The organism is Nocardioides sp. NPDC127514, from assembly GCF_040302125.1.
Lineage (GTDB): Bacteria > Actinomycetota > Actinomycetes > Propionibacteriales > Nocardioidaceae > Nocardioides.
Genome location: NZ_JBEORF010000030.1, coordinates 21,883 through 42,853 on the forward strand (window position 1 = coordinate 21,883; position 20,971 = coordinate 42,853).

General features: G+C 70.5%; 22 protein-coding genes and 1 tRNA gene. 18 read left to right on the forward strand and 5 right to left on the reverse strand.

Features of this window, described 5'->3' with window-relative positions:
• Positions 1-18 precede the first annotated feature (18 nt).
• Complete coding sequence (locus ABTX24_RS22365; RefSeq protein ID WP_350842684.1) at positions 19-774, forward strand: SDR family NAD(P)-dependent oxidoreductase; 756 nt, start codon at positions 19-21, stop codon at positions 772-774.
• Between the two features lie 43 nt (positions 775-817).
• Complete coding sequence (locus tag ABTX24_RS22370; protein ID WP_350842686.1) at positions 818-1,261, forward strand: MerR family transcriptional regulator; 444 nt, start codon at positions 818-820, stop codon at positions 1,259-1,261.
• On the opposite strand, the gene ABTX24_RS22375 is transcribed toward ABTX24_RS22370, so the two are convergent.
• Entirely contained in the window at positions 1,218-2,228 is a 1,011-nt protein-coding gene (locus ABTX24_RS22375; protein WP_350842688.1) for an aldo/keto reductase, read from the reverse strand. The two genes, ABTX24_RS22370 and ABTX24_RS22375, sit on opposite strands and share 44 nt — an antisense overlap.
• A 187-nt stretch (positions 2,229-2,415) precedes the next feature.
• Between ABTX24_RS22375 and mfd the strand changes: the two genes are divergently transcribed.
• The 3 genes from mfd (at position 2,416) to ABTX24_RS22390 (ending at position 7,047) form a co-directional block, all read left to right on the forward strand.
• Positions 2,416-5,931 (forward strand): transcription-repair coupling factor, encoded by a 3,516-nt coding sequence (gene mfd, locus ABTX24_RS22380; RefSeq protein WP_350842788.1) that lies wholly within the window; start codon positions 2,416-2,418, stop codon positions 5,929-5,931.
• A gap of 89 nt (positions 5,932-6,020) precedes the next feature.
• Positions 6,021-6,638, forward strand: a complete 618-nt coding sequence (locus ABTX24_RS22385) for a MarR family transcriptional regulator (RefSeq protein ID WP_350842690.1) — start codon at positions 6,021-6,023, stop codon at positions 6,636-6,638.
• Positions 6,598-7,047 carry a hypothetical protein gene (locus tag ABTX24_RS22390; RefSeq protein WP_160025034.1) on the forward strand — a complete coding sequence of 150 codons (450 nt, stop codon included), beginning with the start codon at positions 6,598-6,600 and terminating at the stop codon, positions 7,045-7,047. The genes ABTX24_RS22385 and ABTX24_RS22390 overlap by 41 nt, the downstream gene beginning before the upstream one ends.
• Positions 7,048-7,057: 10 nt before the next feature.
• On the opposite strand, the gene ABTX24_RS22395 is transcribed toward ABTX24_RS22390, so the two are convergent.
• Positions 7,058-7,435: a hypothetical protein gene (locus ABTX24_RS22395; protein ID WP_350842692.1), complete on the reverse strand. Its 378-nt coding sequence runs from the start codon at positions 7,433-7,435 to the stop codon at positions 7,058-7,060.
• A gap of 43 nt (positions 7,436-7,478) precedes the next feature.
• Here ABTX24_RS22395 and ABTX24_RS22400 point away from each other — a divergent pair, with 43 nt between their 5' ends.
• The 4 genes from ABTX24_RS22400 to ABTX24_RS22415 all read left to right on the forward strand — a co-directional run bounded on the left by ABTX24_RS22400 (position 7,479) and on the right by ABTX24_RS22415 (position 10,064).
• Positions 7,479-8,522, forward strand: coding sequence for an alpha/beta fold hydrolase (locus tag ABTX24_RS22400; protein ID WP_350842694.1), 1,044 nt, complete (start codon positions 7,479-7,481; stop codon positions 8,520-8,522).
• Between the two features lie 82 nt (positions 8,523-8,604).
• Positions 8,605-9,000: a PNPOx family protein gene (locus ABTX24_RS22405; protein WP_350842696.1), complete on the forward strand. Its 396-nt coding sequence runs from the start codon at positions 8,605-8,607 to the stop codon at positions 8,998-9,000.
• 60 nt (positions 9,001-9,060) lie between these two features.
• Positions 9,061-9,642 carry an NUDIX hydrolase family protein gene (locus ABTX24_RS22410; protein WP_141803230.1) on the forward strand — a complete coding sequence of 194 codons (582 nt, stop codon included), beginning with the start codon at positions 9,061-9,063 and terminating at the stop codon, positions 9,640-9,642.
• Entirely contained in the window at positions 9,639-10,064 is a 426-nt protein-coding gene (locus ABTX24_RS22415) for a MazG nucleotide pyrophosphohydrolase domain-containing protein (RefSeq protein ID WP_201451112.1), read from the forward strand. Before ABTX24_RS22410 ends, ABTX24_RS22415 begins: the two co-directional genes overlap by 4 nt.
• A gap of 88 nt (positions 10,065-10,152) precedes the next feature.
• Here ABTX24_RS22415 and ABTX24_RS22420 read toward each other — a convergent pair whose 3' ends face one another.
• Complete coding sequence (locus tag ABTX24_RS22420; protein WP_350842698.1) at positions 10,153-11,622, reverse strand: MFS transporter; 1,470 nt, start codon at positions 11,620-11,622, stop codon at positions 10,153-10,155.
• Positions 11,623-11,722: 100 nt separating this feature from the next.
• Positions 11,723-12,346 (reverse strand): malonic semialdehyde reductase, encoded by a 624-nt coding sequence (locus tag ABTX24_RS22425; RefSeq protein ID WP_350842700.1) that lies wholly within the window; start codon positions 12,344-12,346, stop codon positions 11,723-11,725.
• A gap of 93 nt (positions 12,347-12,439) precedes the next feature.
• On the opposite strand from ABTX24_RS22425, the gene ABTX24_RS22430 reads away from it, so the two are divergent.
• On the forward strand, positions 12,440-12,793 hold the full coding sequence (locus tag ABTX24_RS22430; RefSeq protein ID WP_350714275.1) for a winged helix-turn-helix transcriptional regulator: 354 nt from the start codon (positions 12,440-12,442) through the stop codon (positions 12,791-12,793).
• Positions 12,794-12,856: 63 nt separating this feature from the next.
• Here the strand turns inward: ABTX24_RS22430 and ABTX24_RS22435 are convergent, their stop codons facing one another.
• Entirely contained in the window at positions 12,857-15,202 is a 2,346-nt protein-coding gene (locus tag ABTX24_RS22435; protein WP_350842702.1) for an esterase-like activity of phytase family protein, read from the reverse strand.
• Between the two features lie 222 nt (positions 15,203-15,424).
• Here ABTX24_RS22435 and eno point away from each other — a divergent pair, with 222 nt between their 5' ends.
• The 8 genes from eno (at position 15,425) to ABTX24_RS22475 (ending at position 20,846) form a co-directional block, all read left to right on the forward strand.
• The gene (gene eno, locus ABTX24_RS22440) at positions 15,425-16,702 is read left to right on the forward strand and encodes a phosphopyruvate hydratase (RefSeq protein ID WP_160025026.1); all 1,278 of its coding nucleotides are present in this window, start codon (positions 15,425-15,427) and stop codon (positions 16,700-16,702) included.
• A 95-nt stretch (positions 16,703-16,797) separates the two neighbouring features.
• Positions 16,798-17,397: an FtsB family cell division protein gene (locus ABTX24_RS22445; RefSeq protein WP_350714280.1), complete on the forward strand. Its 600-nt coding sequence runs from the start codon at positions 16,798-16,800 to the stop codon at positions 17,395-17,397.
• A 4-nt stretch (positions 17,398-17,401) separates the two neighbouring features.
• Positions 17,402-17,911: a DUF501 domain-containing protein gene (locus tag ABTX24_RS22450; RefSeq protein WP_141803236.1), complete on the forward strand. Its 510-nt coding sequence runs from the start codon at positions 17,402-17,404 to the stop codon at positions 17,909-17,911.
• Positions 17,908-18,828 (forward strand): Ppx/GppA phosphatase family protein, encoded by a 921-nt coding sequence (locus ABTX24_RS22455; RefSeq protein WP_350842704.1) that lies wholly within the window; start codon positions 17,908-17,910, stop codon positions 18,826-18,828. The genes ABTX24_RS22450 and ABTX24_RS22455 overlap by 4 nt, the downstream gene beginning before the upstream one ends.
• Positions 18,829-18,927: 99 nt before the next feature.
• Entirely contained in the window at positions 18,928-19,593 is a 666-nt protein-coding gene (locus tag ABTX24_RS22460; protein WP_160025023.1) for a hypothetical protein, read from the forward strand.
• 87 nt (positions 19,594-19,680) lie between these two features.
• Entirely contained in the window at positions 19,681-20,199 is a 519-nt protein-coding gene (locus ABTX24_RS22465; RefSeq protein ID WP_350842706.1) for a glycine cleavage system transcriptional repressor, read from the forward strand.
• A gap of 17 nt (positions 20,200-20,216) precedes the next feature.
• Positions 20,217-20,753: a peptide deformylase gene (gene def, locus ABTX24_RS22470; protein WP_350842708.1), complete on the forward strand. Its 537-nt coding sequence runs from the start codon at positions 20,217-20,219 to the stop codon at positions 20,751-20,753.
• Positions 20,754-20,771: 18 nt separating this feature from the next.
• Positions 20,772-20,846, forward strand: a tRNA-Leu gene (locus ABTX24_RS22475).
• Positions 20,847-20,971 lie beyond the last annotated feature (125 nt).

Genomic DNA, 20,971 nt, shown 5'->3' on the forward strand with positions numbered 1-20,971 from the left:
TACAGAAATGAGACCGAGATGACTCGCAACGCCCTCGTCACCGGAGCATCGCGCGGGATCGGCCGCGCCATCGCCGTACGTCTGGCCGCCGACGGAATCGGTCTGATCGGCGTCCACTACGGCTCGAACCGTGCGGCCGCCGAGGAGACCGCACGGCTCGTCGAGTCGGCCGGGGCCCGGGCTGTCCTGATCGAGGCCGACCTCGGCGAGGACGGCGCGAAAGCCGCCGCGGAGATCGCGGAGGCATGGACCGCGGCCGCGCTCGAGGAGGACGGCGGCCTCGACATCCTGGTCAACAACGCCGGCATCAACGGCAACCAGGAGCTCCACGAGCTCGACCCGGCCACCGCGCGCCGCGTGCTCGAGGTCAACCTGATCGCGCCGATGTTCCTGACCCAGGCGGTCGCTCCGCACCTGCGCGAGGGCGGCCGGGTGATCAACGTGTCGACCGGCTACACCCGGGTGGCGGCGCCGACCCATCTGACGTACGCCGCCGCCAAGGCCGGCATCAACAACCTCACCCGATCCCTGGCCGCCCCGCTCGCCGCCCGTGGGGTGACGGTCAACGCGGTTCTTCCCGGCGTGATCGAGACCGACATCAACGCCGACTGGATCAACCTGCCCGGGCCGCGGGCGCAGGCTGACGCGCTCTCGGTCTTCGGCCGGATCGGCACGCCGGAGGAGGTCGCCGACGCGGTCGGCTTCCTCGCCTCGCCCCAGGCGCGCTGGGTCACCGGCGAGACGCTCGACGTGACCGGCGGATCGGCGCTCTGAATGGCTTGACTTCGAGTGCACTCGAACCAGGACACTGGGGTCCATGACGACGCAGGCGGACAGCAACGGGCTCAGCATCGCCGAGGTGGCCGCGCGGACCGGCCTGACCGCGCACACGCTGCGCTACTACGAGCGTGACGGGTTGATGCTCGGCGTCGGCCGCAACGGGTCGGGCCACCGCGCCTACACCGAGGGCGACCTCGGCTGGATCACCCTGATCACCAGGTTGCGCTCGACGGGGATGCCGATCCGGGAGATCCGGCGCTACGCCGAGATGGTCCGCGACGGCTCCGGCAACGAGGAGGCCCGCCTCGCCCTGCTGCGCGCACACCGCGACCGGGTGCGCGCGCAGCTGGCGGAGACGGCGGCCCATCTCGACGCGATCGAGTTCAAGGTCTCCTACTACGCCGCGGCGGTCGGCGAGACCGACCCCGACGCCGAGCTCATCGCCCAGCAGCGTCGAGCCGAGCCCTCTGCTCCTCGCTGAGCTCCAGGTCCACCGCCGCCAGGCTCTCCTCGAGCTGGGCCACCGAGGAGGCCCCGACCAGCGGGATCACCGGGAGCGCGTCGCCGAGCATCCACGCCAGCACGACCTGGTTGCGGGTCGCACCGGTCTCCGCCGCGACCTCGTCGAGCACCGCGAGCCGCGCGGTGGTCCCCGGGTGGTCGTAGGCGGGATCGAGGGGCTTCGCGGGGTTCGTGTAGGCCCCGGTGAGCAGCGGCGTGTAGGCCACCAGCGTCAGCCCCGGAGTTGCCCGGAGCAGCGCGAGCAGTGACGCGTCGGCCACCCCGATCTCGCCGTCGACCGAGAGCCGCGGGTCGGGGATGTCGGTGCGCATCCGCAGGTAGGTGTGGTGATACTGCAGCACGCTCGGCCGGGCTTCCTCCGGGTTGACCGCCCGCGCCCGCTCGACCTGCCAGGACCAGTGGTTGCTCAGCCCGAACTGGCCGATGACACCGTCCTTCACGAGGGCGGCGAAGCCCGCGGCGTACTCCTCCAGCGGCACGCCGTTCATGTCCGGTACGTGCGCGTAGTAGAGGTCGAGCCGCTCGACGCCGAGGCGTTCGCGGGAGCGGTCGGCCTGCTCGCGTACGTTCTCCGGAGCCAGGCCTTCCCACACCCGGGTCCGCTGGTTCTCCCAGCCGTTCTCGACGCGCTCGACGACGTCCGTCGGGCGTGCGCCGACCTTGGTGGAGATGACGAGCTCCTCGCCGACCCCGCGGTCCCGGCGCCACTGACCGAGCACCGTTTCGCTCTCGCCGCCCTGGGTGCCGTTGGCCCAGTAGGCGTAGTTGTTGGAGGTGTCGACGAAGGTGCCGCCGGCCTCGACGAAGCGGTCGAGGATCGCGTACGACGTCTCGACGTCCGTGTCCGTCCCGAACCGCATCACGCCGAGCGCGAGCTTGCTGACGCGCCGTGACCCGGCGCCTGTTCCGATGGTCGTGTATCTCATGCGATCCACGCTCCGGCCTCGCGTGCGCTCGAAGTCAAACGTCTTTACGCACGTCTTCTAGACTGGGTCCAGCACCCCCTGTCTTCCCGGCCGGGGGCTCTCGTGCTTGCCTGCCATTTTGGAGCCACCCGTGATCCTCGCCCCGCTCGCCGATCTCGTCCTGCGCGATGCTGCCCTGAGCGAGGTGATGGCGGAGGCCAAGGGCGGCCGGATGCTGGCGCTCGACGTCACCGGGCCGGAGGCGCTGCGCCCGTTCGTGGTCACCGGCCTCGTACGCCAGGAGCGCACCGTCCTGGCGGTCACCGCGACCTCTCGCGAGGCCGAGGACCTGGTCAACGATCTGACCGACCTGCTCCCGCCCGACTCGGTGGCCTACTACCCGAGCTGGGAGACCCTGCCGCACGAGCGGCTCTCCCCGCGCAGCGACACGGTCGGGCGTCGGCTCGCCGTGCTCCGCCGGCTGCGCCATCCCGATGCCGACGGTGCCCACGGACCGCTGAAGGTCGTCGTCGCGCCGGTCCGCAGCGTGCTCCAGCCGCAGGTCAAGGGCCTCGGCGACCTGGAGCCCGTGGAGCTGATCAAGGGTCAGGAGGCGAGCCTCGACGACGCCGTCCAGAAGCTTGCCGACGCGGCCTACTCCCGCGTCGACCTGGTCGAGAAGCGCGGCGAGTTCGCCGTCCGAGGCGGCATCGTGGACGTCTTCCCGCCGACCGAGGAGCACCCCGTACGCGTGGAGTTCTGGGGCGACGAGGTCGACTCGATCCGCCACTTCGCCGTCGCCGACCAACGCGCCATCCCTGCCGAGCACGGCGGCGAGACCGAGCGGCTGTGGGCGCCGCCGTGCCGCGAGCTCCTGCTCACCCCGGAGGTCCGGGACCGGGCGCGAAAGCTGGGCGAGGCCCACCCCACCCTGATCGAGCTCACCGACCAGATCGCCGCCGGGATCGCGGTCGATGGCATGGAGTCGCTCGCCCCCGCGCTCGTCGACGACATGGAGCTGCTGCTCGACCTGATCCCGGAGGACAGCCACGTCCTGCTGCTCGACCCCGAGCGGATCCGCAGCCGCGCCCACGACCTGGTCGCCACCGCCGAGGAGTTCCTCGGGGCCTCCTGGGCCGCCGCGGCCAGCGGGGGAGTCGCCCCGATCGACCTCTCCGCGGCCTCCTACCGCGACCTCGCCGACGTACGCGCCCACGCCATCGCCCTGGGCAAGCCGTGGTGGTCGGTCAGCCCGTTCGGCCTCGACGACGCGGAAGCCGACCTTGCCGACCCCGACGTCGTCGGCGTCCCCGCGCGCAAGATCGACTGGCAGCCCGCGAAGGCCTACCGTGGCGACACCGCTGCCGCGCTGACCGACATCGAGCGCTGGCGCGACGACTCCTACCGCGTGGTCGTCGTCCAGCCCGCGCACGGCACGGCGCAGCGTACGGTCGAGGCTCTGGGGGAGCGCGACGTCCCGGCCCGCCTCGCCGAGGACGAACCCGAGACCGCCAAGCCCGTCCACAAGACCGTCACCGTCATCCACGCCCGGCTCAACCACGGCTTCCTCGACGAGACCAACCAGCTCGTCGTGCTCACGGGCGAGGACATCTCCGGTCAGAAGTCCTCGACGCGCGACATGGTGAAGATGCCGGCGCGCCGCAAGAAGCAGATCGACCCGCTCGAGCTCAAGCCCGGCGACTACGTCGTCCACGAGCAGCACGGCGTTGGGCAGTTCATCGAGATGAAGCAGCGCGAGGTGCAGGGCGCGACCCGCGAATACCTCGTCCTGGAGTACGGCGCCTCCAAGCGCGGCGGGCCGGCCGACCGGCTCTACGTCCCGGCCGACGCCCTCGACCAGGTCACCAGGTACGTCGGCGGCGAGCAGCCCAGCCTCGACCGGCTCGGCGGCGCCGACTGGCAGAAGCGCAAGGCCCGCGCCCGCAAGGCGGTCCGCGAGATCGCCGCCGAGCTGATCAAGCTCTACGCCGCGCGGCAGGCGACCAAGGGCTTCCAGTTCGGCCCCGACAACCCCTGGCAGCGCGAGCTCGAGGACGCCTTCCCGTTCCAGGAGACCGCCGACCAGCTCGCCGTCATCGACGAGGTCAAGCAGGACATGATGCGGCCGGTGCCGATGGACCGGCTGGTCTGCGGTGACGTCGGCTACGGCAAGACCGAGATCGCGGTGCGGGCCGCGTTCAAGGCGGTGCAGGACGGCAAGCAGGTCGCGGTGCTGGTGCCGACGACGCTGCTGGTCTCCCAGCACCTGTCGACCTTCATGGAGCGGATGTCCGGGTTCCCGGTCAACGTACGCGGCCTGTCCCGGTTCCAGACCGACAAGGAGGCCGCGGAGGTCATGGCCGGCCTCGCCGACGGCACCATCGACATCGTGGTCGGCACCCACCGCCTGTTCAACAAGGACATCCGGTTCAAGGACCTCGGCATGATCGTCGTCGACGAGGAGCAGCGCTTCGGCGTCGAGCACAAGGAGGCGATGAAGCGCCTGCGGACCTCGGTCGACTTCCTGTCCATGTCGGCCACGCCCATCCCGCGAACCCTGGAGATGTCGATCACCGGCATCCGGGAGATGTCCACGATCACCACGCCGCCCGAGGAGCGACACCCGGTCCTGACGTACGTCGGGGCCTACGAGGACCGCCAGATCGTCGCCGCGGTCCGGCGTGAGCTGCTCCGCGAAGGACAGGTCTTCTACATCCACAACCGGGTCAACTCGATCGAGAAGGCGGCCGCGCGGATCCGCGAGCTGGTGCCCGAGGCGCGGGTCGCGGTCGCCCACGGCCAGATGAACGAGAAGCAGCTCGAGCAGGTGATGGTCGACTTCTGGGAGAAGGAGTTCGACGTGCTGGTGTGCACCACGCTGGTGGAATCCGGCCTCGACGTCTCCAACGCCAACACCATGATCATCGAGCGCGCCGACACCCTCGGTCTCTCGCAGCTGCACCAGCTCCGTGGCCGCGTCGGCCGCTCCCGCGAGCGCGCCTACGCCTACTTCCTCTACCCCGGGGAGAAGCCGCTGACCGAGACCGCCCACGAGCGGCTCGCCACCCTGGCCCAGCACTCCGACCTCGGTGGCGGCATGGCGATCGCGATGAAGGACCTCGAGATCCGGGGCGCCGGCAACCTGCTCGGCGGCGAGCAGTCCGGCCACATCGCCGACGTCGGCTTCGACCTCTACGTGCGGCTGGTCGGCGAGGCCGTCGCCGAGTTCAAAGCCGGTCCGGACGGTGCTGCCGAGGAGCTCAACGAGGTGCGCATCGAGCTTCCCGTCGACGCCCACCTGCCCCACGATTACATCCCCTCCGAGCGGTTGCGGCTGGAGATCTACAAGCGCCTCGCCGAGGTCCGCTCCGACGAGGATGTCGAGTCGGTCGCCGCCGAGCTCCTCGACCGCTACGGCAAGCCGCCCGCGGAGGTCTCCTCGCTGCTCCAGGTCGCCCGCTTCCGCGCCCGCGCCCGCCAGGCCGGCGTCTCCGAGGTCACCCTGGCCGGCAAGAACGTACGCTTCCACCCGGTCTCGCTGCCCGACTCCCGCGTCGTCCGGCTGAACCGGATGTACCCGAAGTCGCTGGTCAAGCCGCAGCTGGACACCATCATGGTCCCGCGCCCGGTCTCCTCCGGCTTCCCCGCCAAGCCCCTCGACGGCCCGGATCTCCTCGACTGGGCACGGGTCGTCATCGACGCGATCATCGACCCGCTCACCTGACCCATCCGCCGAGTCGGCTCGTCATGACGAGCCGACTCGGCGCGGTTGTGGGGTTTCATATCCACAAAATGGAGGTTATTATCCATTTTGTGAGAAGTCAGGCTCCGGTGCTCGCGCCTCTGTTCCGGTCGGAGGCGCAGGCGCTGCTGCTCTCGGAGCTGTTGCTCCCGGCAGAGGAGATGAGCATGACCGACCTCGCCGAGCGGGCCGGGCTGCCCTATCCGACGGTCCATCGCGAGGTCGCGCGGCTGCTGGATGCGGGTCTGCTCGTCGACCGCCGCGTCGGAAGGACGCGGCTCATCAGGGGAAACGAGCAGAGTCCGCTGCTGGCGCCGACGCGAGAGATCCTGCTGACGGTCACCGGCCCGGTCGTACTGCTCCGGGAGGCCCTCGAGGACCTCGACGGGATCGAGCGAGCCTTCCTCTTCGGGTCGTTCGCGGCGCGGGCGAAGGGCGAGCCGGGGCCGCCGCCGAACGACATCGACCTGATGGTGATCGGCAGCCCCGACGTACGGGCGGTCTACCGGGTCTGCCGGGAGGTCTCCGACAGTGTCGGGCGCATCGTGAACCCGACGATCATGAGCCCGGAGGAGGCCGAAGAGCAGACCGGGTTCCTCGAAGAGGTCCGGGCCAACCCGGTGATCGAGATCTATGGAGGAGGACCGGATGCCCCTGCCGCTGACCCCGGCGCAGCAGAAGGCGGTTGACGCGCTCGTACGCTCCGGCGCCCTGCGCGCCGTGAGACCCGACGAGAAGAAGGCCCGCGCCTTCCTCTCCGGCGCGGAGTCGGCCCTCGCAGACGTACCCAACGTCACCCGGACCGAGAACCGCTACAACCTCGCCTACAAGGCCGCCCACGACGTCGGCGAGGCGGTCCTTGCCGGCTACGGCTACAAGACGACGTACGGCGCCGGCGGCCATGTGAAGGTCGGCAGGTTCCTCGCCGCCATCTTCGACACCCCGCCACCGCGAGATGCGGCCGCCCACTACGACGTGATGCGCCTGGACCGCAACGCCAACAACTACCTCGGCAAGCCGGTCACGCACGCCGCCGCCGACGCGGCCGCGGAGGCGGCGCAGACGCTGTACGACGCCGCCGTCGCGCGACTGGCCTGAGCCAGCCCCGTCAGCTCCGGTCGCCCGCTGCCCGGCGCAGCGCCGCCAGGGTCGTGTCGGGGCCCGCGTTGAAGGCGAAGCGGGCCCCGGGCGCGAGCTCGTGGACCAGGTTGACGATCGCCTCGAAGAGCTCGGTGTGGGCCGGGACGGCCCGGACGCCGCCGCCGATCATGACGATGTCCCAGGGCTGCTTCTGGAGCGCCTCGCGGACCTGCGCGACGGCATCGTCGACGCTGGTGCCGATCTCGCAGGAGAGCGCGTCGTAGCCGGCATCGGCGACCTCGGCGTTGCCGACGGCGATCCGCTCCTTCAACGTGGCCAGGTCGATCGGTGCGTCGGAGAGGTCGACAGCCTCGGGCGCCAGCCCGATGAGGAGGACTCGGTTCATGACAACGACGCTACTGGGACCACCCAGGCGCAAGAATGGCCGAGTGACCGGCGAGCCAGAGGTGCGCTACGCGCAGACCAGCGACGACATCTCGATCGCCTACCAGGCCGTCGGCAGCGGGCCGGTGACGATCTGGATGCCCTCGCTCAGCAACATCCGGGCACAGTGGCGGGTGCCCGCGCTGCGGATGGCCTACGAGCGGCTGAGCCAGGACCTGACGCTGGTGCTCTACGACGGCCGCGGCACCGGCTCCTCGGACCGCCGGGCCGGCGACCTCGGCCTCGACGCACACCTGCGCGACCTGGAGGCGGTCATCGAGGCTGTCGGTGCCGACCGGGTCAACCTGCTCGGTTACTACCACGCGGTCGCCGCTGCAGTGGCGTACGCGGCGACCAACCCGCAGCGCGTCGACCGGATGCTCCTGTTCGGAGGAGCGGCACGGATGCGTGAGGCGATGAGCCCGGCGCAGACGCAGGCGCTGCTGTCGCTGGTCGAGCAGGACTGGGACCTCTTCGCCGATGCGGCCGCGACCGCCTGGCTGGGATGGGGGTCGGGTGAGAACGCCGGCCGGGTCGCCGAGGCCTTCCGCACCGCCGCGACGCCCGCGGTCGCCCGCGACTGGTTCGCGGAGGCCGCCCGGATGGACGTCAGCGACCTCCTCGACCAAGTGGTGGCGCCCACGCTCGTGCTGCACCGGCAGGCAGCCAGCCAGATCCCGGTCGAGGTGTCCCGGCGGCTGGCCGACGGCGTACGCAATGGGACGCTGGTCGAGCTCGAGGGCAGCACCCCGACGCTGTTCGTCGAGGGCGGAGCCCGTGACCTCGCCATGGTGAACCGCTGGTTCCTGGCCGGTGAGGTGCACCGCGGGTCCGCGCCCGCCTCGGGTCAGGCCACCACGGCACTGACCGCGCGCGAGCAGGACGTGCTGCGGCTGATCGCCACGGGACGTACGAACGCCTCGATCGCCCGGGACCTCGGCATCGCCGAGCACACCGTCGAGCGGCATGCCGCCAACCTCTACCGCAAGCTCGGCGTACGCAGCCGTGCCGAGGCCACCGCCTGGGCGATCCGCAACGGCGCGGCCTGAGCGCGGACTGACGGGAACCCGTCAGGCCGGCTGCCCACTGTCCGGGAAGCGGCGGCCCCGGATCCTGGGCAGAGTGGGGAGCATGACGACGACGATCACTCCCAGCAACGACTCCTGGCGGATGGCGAAGGCGACCGCCCCGATGATGCGGACCCTGGCCGGGCGCCGCCTGTTCCCGCTCTGGGCCGTGGTGCACCACCGGGGCCGCAAGACCGGACGCGACCTGAGCCTCCCGGTCGCGCTGCTGCACACCGCGGACGAGTTCGTGATCACGCTCCCATGGGGCGCCGGCACCAACTGGGTCCGCAACGTGCTGGCCGCCGGCGAGTGCACGATCACCTGGAAGGGCCGCGACCACGCCGCCACCCAGCCGCGGATCCTCGACCGCGACGAGGCGCGTCCCTACTACGACGGCTTCTCCTGGTGGATGGTCGAGAAGGCGTTCAAGGCCGACAGCTTCCTGGCCCTGCGTCGGTGAGAGTCCACACTGCGGCGCCGTTGCTCCGTGACGTACGCCTGTGTCTGGCAGGATCGACGCATGACGATGGAGGCTTTCGGCGAGCAGTCCTTCCCTGAGGAGCCCTTCGGCAACGAGTGGGACACCGAGCCCGGGTGGCTCTCCGAGGAGGAGCTGGGCGAGACCCGCGGGCGCGTGCCCATCCTCTACGTGGAGGCGGTCCCGGTGCGCGTGGACCCGGACGGACGGGTCACCGAGGTCGGGCTGCTGCTGCGCGGGTCACCCACGACCGGGACGATCACCCGGTCGCTCGTCTCCGGCCGGGTGCTGCACGGTGAGCGGATCCGCGACGCGCTGATGCGCAACCTGGAGAAGGACCTCGGTCCGGTCGCCTTCCCGACCCTGCCGCTGACCACGGTGCCGGTGACCGTCGCCGAATACTTCCCGTGGCCCGGCGAGCGCTACCAGGACCCGCGCCAGCACGCGGTCTCGCTGGTCTACGTCATCCCGGTGACCGGCGAGTGCGAGCCGCGTCAGGACGCCCTGGAGCTGTCCTGGATGACCCCGGCCGAGGCCGCCTCCGACGCCGTCGTCGGCGACATGGAGGGCGGTCGCGGCGCCCTGCTGCGGCAGTGCCTGAGCGCGTTCGGAGCGCTGGATTGAGCCCAGACGACGAGCGCAGGACGTACGCATCGGGGGAGGGGCTCGTCGAGTTCCTCGACCTGATGCGGCTGATGCGCGAGCGGTGCGTGTGGAAGTCGTCGCAGACCCACGCGTCGCTCGCGCAGTATCTGCGCGAGGAGTCCGACGAGGTCCTCGAGGCCATCGACGAGGCCGACCCCGAGCACCTCAAGGAGGAGCTCGGCGACCTCCTGCTCCAGGTCTACTTCCACGCGGCCATCGCGGAGGAGGCCGGGGAGTTCACCATGGACGACGTCATCGCCGGCCTCACCGCCAAGATGAAGCGCCGCAACCCGCACGTCTTCGGCCCCGAGGCCGCCTCCGGCCGCCGCTACACCCTCGAAGAGGTCGAGAAGCTCTGGTCGGCCGCCAAGGCCGCCGAACGCGCCCACCCCGCCGAATAGGCACCTACGTCGGCCGAGACGTCAGTTACGTCGGCCGAGACGTCAGTTACGTCGGCCGAGACGTCAGTTACGTCGGCCGAGACGTCCGTTACGTCGGCCGACACGGCACCTCACTGCCGTCTCGGCCGACGGGAGCGACGCCTCGGTTCGCGTAGGTGACCTCTCGGCCGGCGGGGGTGACCTTTCGCGGCGCCAGGGGGATGAGCATGGCCGCGAGGGCCGCGCCCAGAGCGACGACGGTGAGGAACCCGAAGCCGTTGATGTATCCCTGCTCGGTCGGGTAGCCCGACGGCAGGGTGTGGGCGGTGACCACGGAGGTCATGACCGCGGTTCCGATGGTGCCGCCGACGGTGCGGATGTTGGCGTTCATCCCGGTGGCTACGCCGGTGTGCTCCGGTGGCACCGCGGCCACGACGGCGTTGGCGAGGTTGGCGAAGACCAGGCCGGTGCCGAAGCCGGAGAGGCCCGCGGCGACGCACATCTGCCACGGCTCGTCGTGGACGAAGGCGACCATGGCCAGCGAGACCGCGGTGAGCAGCCCGCCGATGACCAGGATGCGGCGCATCCCGATGAGCTCGGCCAGCCGGGCGCTGATCAGACCGCACAGGAACGAGGTGATGGCCGTCGGGAGCATCAGGTAGCCGGCGACGGTGACCGACGCGCCGAACCCGTAGCCGGCCGACGGCGGGGTCTGGGTCAGCTGCGGGATGAAGCCGAAGGAGGCGTACATCGCGATGCCGATCAGCAGCGCGACCAGGTTGGCGGTCCAGACGCCGCGACGGCCCATCAGACGCAGGTCGACCAACGGCTGTCGTACGGTCCACTCGACCCGGATCCAGGTGGCCAGGAGCACCCCGGCCGCACCGAGCAGACCGATGGTGGCGGGTGACGTCCAGCCCCACGACGGTGCTTTGCTGACACCGAGGAGGAGCGCGACCAGCCAGCCGGCGAGGAGTACGGCGGGAAGCAGCGGGATCGGCTCGCGAGTGAGCACCGGGGACTCGGGTACCAGCCAGCGCGCGGCGATCGCGGCGCCGGCCGCGACCAGAGCGGGCAGCAGGAACAGCGCCCGGAAACCGAGCGTCTCGGCGACCGGACCTGCCAGCACGATCCCGGCCGCGAAGCCCATCGAGAGCAGCGACGAGGTCACCGCGATCGCGCCGGCGACGCGCTCCTTGGGCAGCTCGTCACGCAGGATCGCGAAGGCCAGCGGCAGGGTGCCACCACCCAGCCCCTGCAGTACGCGCGCGCCGATCATGACCTCGATGCTGGGGGCCGCGGCGGCGAGAACGGCGCCGGCGGTGAGGGCGGCCAGGCTCCACACGTACATCCGGCGCTTGCCGAACGAGTCGCCCATCCGGCCGATGATCGGGGTCGCGACCGAGGCCGAGAGCAGGAACGCGGTCAGGATCCAGGACGCTGTGGCCTGGTCGGTCTTCAGCTCGGTCTGGATCAGCGGCATCGTCGGGACGGAGACCGACTGCAGCAGGGAGTAGGAGCAGACGCCGATGGCGACGATGGCGAAGGTGAGGCGGGGGCTGGTGTGGGTCGCGGACATCGAGGCAAAGTTTAGCTTGGCTAACTGTATTCCGGCGAAAACTTAAGGCGCTCGCCTGCCGTGACGGCAGACGAGCGCCTCGAACGAACAGCTCAGCGGGTCAGGCCCACTTCACCGCGGCCTCGGTCTCCACGCGGGGGAGCCGGTCGAACCACGGGTTCTCGCCCGGGTGGCCGATGTTGACGATCATCTTGGTGGTCCAGTCGCCCTCGGAGAAGAACTCCTTGTCGACGCCCGCGGTGTCGTAGCCCGCGATCGGGCCGGCGGCGAGGCCGGCGGCGCGGACGGCGAGGATGAAGGCACCGGCCTGCAGGCCTGCGGACCAGCCGCCGGCGCCGTGGCGGGCGGTCTCGTCGGCCTCGAAGTAGTCCTTCATCTCCGGGCGGATCGGGAAGACGTTCGGGATCTCCTCGTGCCAGTTGTTGTCGTAGGCGACGATCGCGGTCGCCGGGGCGGCCTTGGTCTTCTCGACGTTGCCCTCGGCGATGTGCGGGAGCAGGCGCTCCTTGCCCTCGGCCGTGCGCACGAACACGATCCGCAGCGGCTGGGTGTTGGCCATCGTCGGAGTCCAGCGGGTGAGCTCCCAGATGTCGGCGAGCTCGTCGTCGGTGACAGGGGTGTCGGCGAAGGTGTTGGACGTGCGCGCACCGGTGAAGACGATCTCGCGGCCGCGGTTGTCCAGCTTCTCGAGGGAAGTGGTCTCGAGTGCAGTGGTCTCGGTCATGTCGCTCTGAACTCCGTGGTTGCTAGGGATATTCCGGTTGCTTCGAAAATAGTAGTTCCTCAGGTTTCAGGCAACTCCTGTACGCTGGGATGCATGCCCGCGACGAAGCCCGCCCACGATCCGCAGGTGTGCAGTGCAGCGCTCGTGCGGGCCTTCGACTTCCTCGGCAAGCGCTGGAACGGCGTGATCCTCGGCAGCCTGACGCAGGGCCCGCTCGGCTTCGCGGAGCTCAAGCGAGCAGTGGCGGGCATCAGCGACTCGATGCTCTCCGAGCGGCTCAGCGAGCTGGCCGGCCTGGGCCTGCTCGCCCGCGAGGTCGATCCCGGCCCGCCGGTGGCGGTCCGCTACGCGCTCACCGGATCCGGCGCCGCGCTCGCGCCGACGCTCGGCGCGCTCACCGAGTGGGCGGGCACGCATCTTCCGGCCGAGCGCTGCTCCGAGGACTGACCGGTCCGCGAAATCAGGCCGGCCCGCCACCGAGTCGGTGACGGGCCGGCCTGATGCTGATCCTCAGCGCTTGGGACCTCGGCCGAGGTCGAGGAAGACCGTCTCCCCGGTGGCGTCCGCGAGACCGTCGTTGTCGGTGACCGCGTAGGCGCGACCGTCGGCGCCGATGGTGAAGCCCTCGAGCTTCTCCTGGGTCCATCCGTCGGTGGCCCGCAGCGCCGGCAGCAGGTCGTACGCCAGGCGCTTGCGCAGCGGGGTCACGGGGCTGAGCCCGGTGACGCCCCGGCGGGGCAGGTCGACGGTGTAGACCCGCTTGATCGCGGCGGTGGTGCCGTTCTGCTTGTCGCGCTCGATCACGGCGAGGGTGTCCTCGTCGACGGCGGTGATCTCGGACAGACCGAGCCAGTCACCGGCCACCGACGTCGACCCCAGGCCGTAGCCGAACCACTCCCACTCGCCGGTCGCCGGGGTGTAGCGACCGATCCGGGCGGTGCTCGCGCCGTCCACGCCGGGCTTCTTCGCGGTCGAGTCGGCCCACAGCGGGCGCTGGAGCGCGACGTACACCTTCTCCGAACGGCGCTTCCCGGTCACCGTGACGCCCTCGAGCCCCCACTTGCCGACCTTCTCGGCGATCTCGGTGGGCAGCGGCACCGTCTCGGCGATCCGGCCGTCGCGGTCGAGGCGGAGCAGCGCGTTCCCGGCACCGGTCGCACCCTCGTCGGCGACCCAGAAGCCGCCGCCCCGACGGGCGGCCAGTCCCTCGATGTCGAGCCCCTCGGCGATCTCGCCGGCGGAGTCGGTGACCTCCACCACGTCGCGGATCACCGCAGGTGAGCGGCGGACGTCCAGGGTGTAGATCCGGCCGGTGGCGTAGGCCGCGTCGCTGGCGGCGTAGAGCTTGCCGGGCTCGCCGGGCACCTTCGAGAGCGCGCCGAGCGCACCCCAGCCGATCGGCTTGCCGTTGCGGGAGGTCGACTCGACGGTGGGGAACGACGACGACTTCCGACCGAAGCCGTAGAGCGAGACCGACGCCCGCACCAGATCCTCGGCGGAGTCCTCCTCCGAGGAGATCGCCAGCAGGTTGCGCGACGGGATCGGCAGCAGCCCCTCGGGCCCGTTCGTCGCCGGCAGCACCTGGGTGAAGCGAGGAGAAGAAGGCGTACGCATGTCGTAGACGGCCACGAAGTTGCTGCGCTCGGAGCCGACGAAGGCGTACGGGACGCCGCCGAAGGTCTCGAAGGCCAGCCCCTCGGGCTCCGCGCCCTTCTTGGCGGCGCGGTCGTTGTTGTGCAGGCCGTACTTCGTGGCGAGGTCCTCGAAGGTGGATCCGGCGTCCCAGACCACCTCGCCGGTCGCGGCACGGAAGACGGTCCAGCCGCGGGTGCCGCCCTTCCAGTCACCCTCGTTGGCGGTGGCGACCAGACCCTTGCCGACCCACTGGATCGAGTCGGGCTCGCGCGGCGCGTCGATGGTGTCGACCGGGTTGAACAGCCCGTCCTTGCTCGCGTCCACGCCGGAGACGACCGCGTTCCCGGCGCTCCATGCCGCCTCGACGGTCGCGGACGGAAGGTCGATGATCGCGACGCCGTTGTTCTCCTGCAGCGTGAGAGCGAGCTGGTTGTCGGCGTTGATGTCGACGTACTCCGGCTCGGCGTCCTCCGGCGTGTCCAGCCCCTTCAAGAGCGAGGCGGGCAGAGCAACGTCGGTGATCCGCCACTCGGCCGGCCCGCCGTCGAGGCCGACGATCTTGACCGATCCGGCCGGCGTCTGGGGGAGGTCACCCTCCTCGCCGCCGGCAGGGGTGGCGGCCTCGTTGCGCTGGTTCTCCATCGCGATCGCGGCGTACGTCCCGTCGGGGCTGACCGCGATCGAGTCGGGCTGACCGCCCAGGTCGTACGAGGCCACCTCCTCGTGCGGCGCGGCCAGCGAGATCACGTCGATCCGCCCGGCACGGGTGCCGACGGCCGGCTCCTCGTCCTCCCACTCGGTGTCCTCGAGGCCGGGGTACGTCGACTCGTCCACGACGACGAGCGCGTAGTCGCCCACGATCGAGACCGAGGTGGGCGAGCCGCCCTTCGCGCCGGCGACGTCGTGGCTGCCGATGCCCTTCGGCGAGGAGGGGTCGGTGATGTCCAGGAAGCCGATCCGGCCGCCGGCCGCGTCGGTGTAGGCCAGTGTCCTGCCGTCCTCGGAGACGGCCGAGATCTCGGCGACGGTCGGGTCGGCCGGGTCGACGCCGGCGGGCACGTTCTGGAAGACTGGATAGGTCGCGAGCCGGCTGAACTCGCGGTGCCCGCCCGGATCGGCGGTGGCGGTGCCACCGAGGACGGTCATCAGCGAGACGCCCAGGCCCCCGATGGCCAGGACGCCGACCCCGGCGAGTGCGAGGCGGTTCGTGCGGAGAAGCATGTGAGGGTTCCTCTCGGGGAATTGTTGCCGGAGGAACGATCCGGGCGGCACCGCACCCGGAGGCATCGACGTGGTGACGAGGTGCCGACCTCGACGTGAACACCAGGTGGGCGTGGGTCGGAGTGGTCCTACCGACCGGTTAACGTTCCAATCGCCAGGCCCATCCGGCCGAGTAATAGGCTGACGGACGACACCCCGTCCCTGAGACCCAGGAGTAGTTCAGTGGCATCGATCGACGCCGTAGGCGCCCGCGAGATCCTCGATTCGCGAGGCAACCCGACTGTCGAAGTTGAGGTCGTCCTCGACGACGGCACCTTCGCCCGCGCCCAGGTCCCCAGTGGCGCCTCGACCGGAGCCTTCGAGGCCGTCGAGCTGCGCGACGGTGGCGAGCGCTACGGCGGCAAGGGTGTGCAGAACGCCGTGACCGCCGTCGTGGAGACCCTCGCACCCGCGATCGAGGGCTTCGACGCCGACGACCAGCGCGCCATCGACCAAGCGATGATCGAGGCCGACGCGACCCCCAACAAGGCCAAGGCCGGCGCCAACGCGATCCTCGGTGTCTCGCTCGCGGTCGCCAAGGCCGCCGCCGACTCGGCGGGTCTGTCCCTGTTCCGCTACGTCGGTGGCCCCAACGCCCACGTGCTCCCGGTCCCGATGCTCAACATCCTCAACGGTGGCTCCCACGCGGACTCCAACGTGGACATCCAGGAGTTCATGATCGCGCCGATCGGCGCGCCCACCTTCGCCGAGGCGCTGCGCATCGGCGCCGAGGTCTACCACGCGCTCAAGTCCGTGCTGAAGGAGAAGGGCCTGGCCACCGGCCTCGGTGACGAGGGTGGCTTCGCGCCCAACCTCGAGTCCAACCGTGCCGCCCTCGACCTGATCGCCGAGGCGATCGGCAAGGCCGGCTACGAGCTCGGCAAGGACGTCGTCCTCGCGCTCGACGTGGCCGCCTCGGAGTTCTACCAGGACGGTGCGTACCTCTTCGAGGGCGCGAAGAAGACCGCCGAGGAGATGACCGCCTACTACGAGGAGCTCGTCTCGGCCTACCCGATCGTCTCCATCGAGGACCCCCTCGACGAGGAGGACTGGGACGGCTGGAAGGCGATCACCGACGCCATCGGCTCCAAGACCCAGCTCGTCGGCGACGACCTGTTCGTCACCAACGTCGAGCGCCTCGCCCGGGGCATCGAGGGTGGTCAGGGCAACGCGCTGCTGGTCAAGGTCAACCAGATCGGCACGCTCACCGAGACCCTCGACGCCGTCGACATGGCGCACCGCGCCGGCTTCAAGACGATGATGTCCCACCGCTCCGGCGAGACCGAGGACACCACCATCGCCGACCTCGCCGTCGCCGTCGGCTCCGGCCAGATCAAGACCGGTGCCCCGGCCCGCTCCGAGCGCGTCGCGAAGTACAACCAGCTCCTCCGCATCGAGGACGAGCTCGGCGAGGCCGCCCGCTACGCCGGCGCCTCCGCCTTCCCGCGCTACCAGGCGTAGGTAGTTCCGTACGCCGCCGCGGCCCGTGTCCTCAGGACACGGGCCGCCGCGCGTCTGCCGCCAGGAGGTAGGTCGTGGATGGGAGGATGAGCGACGTGGCAACGCAGGGACCCGGTCAGAGCAAGCGCGTACGCGGTCCTCGGGCCCAACAGGGTCCGGGACGACGGCCGCGCGCCCCGATCCCCGCCCGCCCGGCATCGATCGGCGGGATCGGTGGGATCGACGCACTGCGCAAGCGGCTGCGCCGGCCCAAGCTCACCGGCCGGGCGATGATGATCATCGTCGTGGCCGCGGTGATGGTGATCTCCTACGCCTCCTCGCTGCGCGCCTACATCCAGCAGCGCCACGACATCAACGCGCTCCAGACCGAGATCGCCGAGCGCAAGGAACACATCAAGCAGCTCGAGGAGCAGACCCGTCGCTGGGAGGACCCCGCCTACGTCCAGCAGCAGGCCCGCGAGCGGTTCGGGTTCGTGATGCCGGGCGAGACGGCGTACGTCGCCCTCGACGAGAACGGCGAGCGCATCCAGACCGAGCCGGAGCTCACCGACCCCGGCAAGGTGGGCAGTGCGGAGCAGCCGAAGGCGTGGTGGGACGATGCGTGGGGTTCCGTGCTGCTGGCCGGTGACCCGCCGGAGCAGACAGGAGACGGGCCGGAGTCGGAGATCGACCCGCCCAAGCAGAAGAAAGACTGAAGACATGGCGATCGATCCCAAGGACGTGTCCGCGATCACGGCACAGCTGGGACGCGAGCCACGGGGGATCCACGAGGTCGGGCACCGCTGCCCGTGCTCGCTGCCCGATGTGGTGACCACCGAGCCGCGGCTGCCCAACGGCACCCCGTTCCCGACGACCTTCTACCTCACCTGCCCGCGTGCCGCCTCGAAGATCGGCACCCTCGAGGGCACCCACGTGATGAAGGACATGGAGGCGCGGCTGGCCAGCGACGAGGAGCTCGCCGCCGCCTACGCCAAGGCCCACGAGGCCTATCTCGAGGCGCGCTACGAGCTCGGTGACCCGCCCGAGATCCACGGTATCTCCGCAGGTGGGATGCCCAACCGGGTCAAGTGCCTGCACGTCCTCGCCGGCCAGGCGCTCGCCCAGGGCCCCGGCGTCAACCCGCTCGGCGACGAGGTGCTCGAGCGCCTCGGCGAGTGGTGGAAGTCGGGTCCGTGCGTGGATCTCGAGCTGGAGGACGAGGAGCAGTGACGAAGGTCGCCGCCATCGACTGCGGCACCAACACGATCAAGCTCCTGATCGCGACGGTCACCGCCGACGGCCTGAACGAGGACGTACGCGAGGCCCGCATGGTCCGCCTGGGGCAGGGTGTCGACCGCACCGGCATGTTCGCGGAGGAGGCGCTGCAGCGCGCCTTCGGGGCCATCGATGAGTACGCGGCGCTGATCCGCGAGCACGGTGTCGAGAAGGTGCGCTTCGTGGCCACCTCGGCCACCCGGGACGCCGCCAACGCGGCGACCTTCATCGACGGCGTACGCGCTCGGCTCGGGGTCACGCCCGAGGTCGTCACCGGGGCGGAGGAGGCGGCGCTCTCCTTCGGCGGCGCGGTCCGTAACCTGCGCGGCACCCCGGAGCCGCCGGTGCTCGTGATCGACATCGGCGGCGGGTCGACCGAGCTGATCCTCGGCGACGGGCCGACGCTGGGCGTCGGCGAGGCGGACAGCATGGACATCGGCTCGGTGCGTCTGCACGAGCGTCACCTGCGCTCCGACCCGCCCACGCGGGACGAGATCGAGGACTGCGTACGCGACATCGACGCCCACCTCGACGCCTGTCCCGTCGACCCGGCCACTGCCAACACCGTGGTCGCCGTCGGCGGCACGATGATCCAGCTGACCATGGGGCTGCTCGAGCTGGCTGCGTACGACCGCACCGCCACCGACCATGCCGAGGTCGCGCCCGACGACGTCTACCGCCTCGTCGATCGCCTGCTCGCGATGACCGTCGACGAGCGCCTGGCGCTGCCCTGGATGCACCCCGGCCGAGCCGACGTGATCGCGGCCGGTGGAGTCATCCTCAGCCGGATTCTGAAGCGCTCGCGCGTCGAGTCTCTGCTGGTCTCCGAGTCCGACATCCTCGACGGAATTGCCTGGTCCGTTAGAGACTAGGCATGTCGGGGGACTTGATCTTGTGTTTGACGCCTAGTTTTGGGTTCACCGGCGTACCCATCAAACAGAACCAAATGCTGTCTCTCGGAAGGTCAAGAAGTGAAAAAGCTCATCCTGCTTGCCATCGCCGCCGCTGGTGTCGGCGTGCTGGTCAAGAACAAGTCTGAGCAGCTGAAGGCCGGCGCGAACAAGGTCACCCATGACCCGCGCGTCCAGTCGGCCCTCGCGACCGCCTCGGAGAAGGCGGCGCCCATCAAGGAGAAGGCTGCTCCCTATGCTGAGGCCGCCAAGGCCAAGGCCGGTCCCTACGCCGCCACGGTGAAGGAGAAGGCCGGTCCCTACGCGGAGCAGGCCAAGGAGAAGGTCTCGGCTGCTGCCGGGGTCGCCTCCGACAAGCTGCACCGCAACGGCTCCGTCCCGGAGTCCACCACCCCCACGTCCGCTCCGGAGGCCCCGGAGTCGACCACGGGCTCGTCCTCGAGCAGCGAGTACGGCGGCTACCCGCCGGCTCCGCCGGTTCCGCCGTCACCGTCTGCTCCGCAGGCCGGCGTCACCGGTGACCCGCTCACCGACCCGATCGCCCCGGCGGACCCGTACGCCGCTGAGGTCCCGCCGCCCCCGCCGGCCAACCCCGACAAGGCGTCCTACGACGACCTGGGCGGTGGCGACACCGCGGTCAAGCCCACCTCGGAGGGCACGCCCGAGTTCGCTCCCGAGCCGGTCGACCCTCCCGAGGAGGAGAAGGACAAGTGGTTCCGCGGCTGAGCTGCGGCTGACAGCTCATCTGTCATAGCGGGGCCATCTGCGTCACCCGCGGTCCGCCACTGGCGGGCCGCGGGTGACAATGGTTTGGTGACCATCCACGCCATCACCGTCCTGGGACACGACCGCCCGGGGATCATCGCCGACACCACCGCCCGCCTGGCCGGACTCGGACTCAACATCGAGGACTCGACGATGACCCGGCTCCGCGGCCACTTCGCGATGACGCTGCTCTGCGCGGGCGAGGCGACCACCCAGGCCATCCAGGCCGATCTCGAGCCGATCGCGGCCGACGGCACCCTGACGGTCACGGTCTACGAGCTTCCCGAGGAGCAGGCGCCGGCCGGCGCGGGCCAGCTCTTCGTGCTGTCCGTCCACGGCGGTGACCGCCCGGGCATCGTCTCCACGGTGACCGCCGAGATCGCCGCCGTCGGTGGCAACATCACCGACCTGACCACCCGTCTCTCCGGGGACCTCTATGTCGTCGTCGCCGAGCTCGAGCTGCCGGCGGACGCCGACGTCGCCGTGCTCGAGGCGTCGATCAAGCGGGTCGCCCAGGAGCTCGGCGTCGACGCCACCCTGCGGCCGATCGAGGCCGACGACCTGTGAGCATCAACGAACGAGTCTTGACCTGGACCGAGGCGGAGCTGGGGGTCGAGGGCAAGGTCCTCGAGGTCGTACGCGCCCCCGCGCATGTCCTCTCGGTGCCCGGCAAGGACGTCGACCCCACCGCCCCTGAGACCGTCCAGCTCGCGGCCGACCTGATCGCCACCATGCGGGTCTCGCCCGGCTGCGTCGGCCTGGCCGCCGACCAGGTCGGCGTCTCGGCCCGGGTCTTCTGCGTCGACGTCTCCACCCACGTCAAGACCAGGACCCACCACGGGACGTACGTCCTGTGCAACGCGGAGGTCGTCGAGGCCAGCCGCAACGAGAAGGCGCGCGAGGGCTGCATGTCCGTCCCCGACCTGACCGGCGACGTGAAGCGGGCCTCCCGGCTGAAGGTACGCGGCCGGCTCCCGGTCACCGGCGAGACCGTCGAGATCGTCACCGACGCCTTCGAGGCCCGCTGCCTGCAGCACGAGATCGACCACACCAACGGCCTGCTCTTCATCGACCGCGTCGCCGGCGCCCACGCTCTTCACCAGCGCCAGACGTACTTATGACGCTAAGGTCGGCCGCGCGCCCCGGTATCCCAATCGGCCAGAGGAAGGCGTCTTAAAAACGCTTCAGTGTGGGTTCGAGTCCCACCCGGGGCACTCCCGCGATCCGCGGAACATCAGGGTTGTCCCGGACGTTGAGTGAGACACAGGGCCGGTACGCTGGCCACAGGAGCCGCCACCGTGGCGGAACCTTTCACGTCGCTTTCGAGGAGTGACCCCCA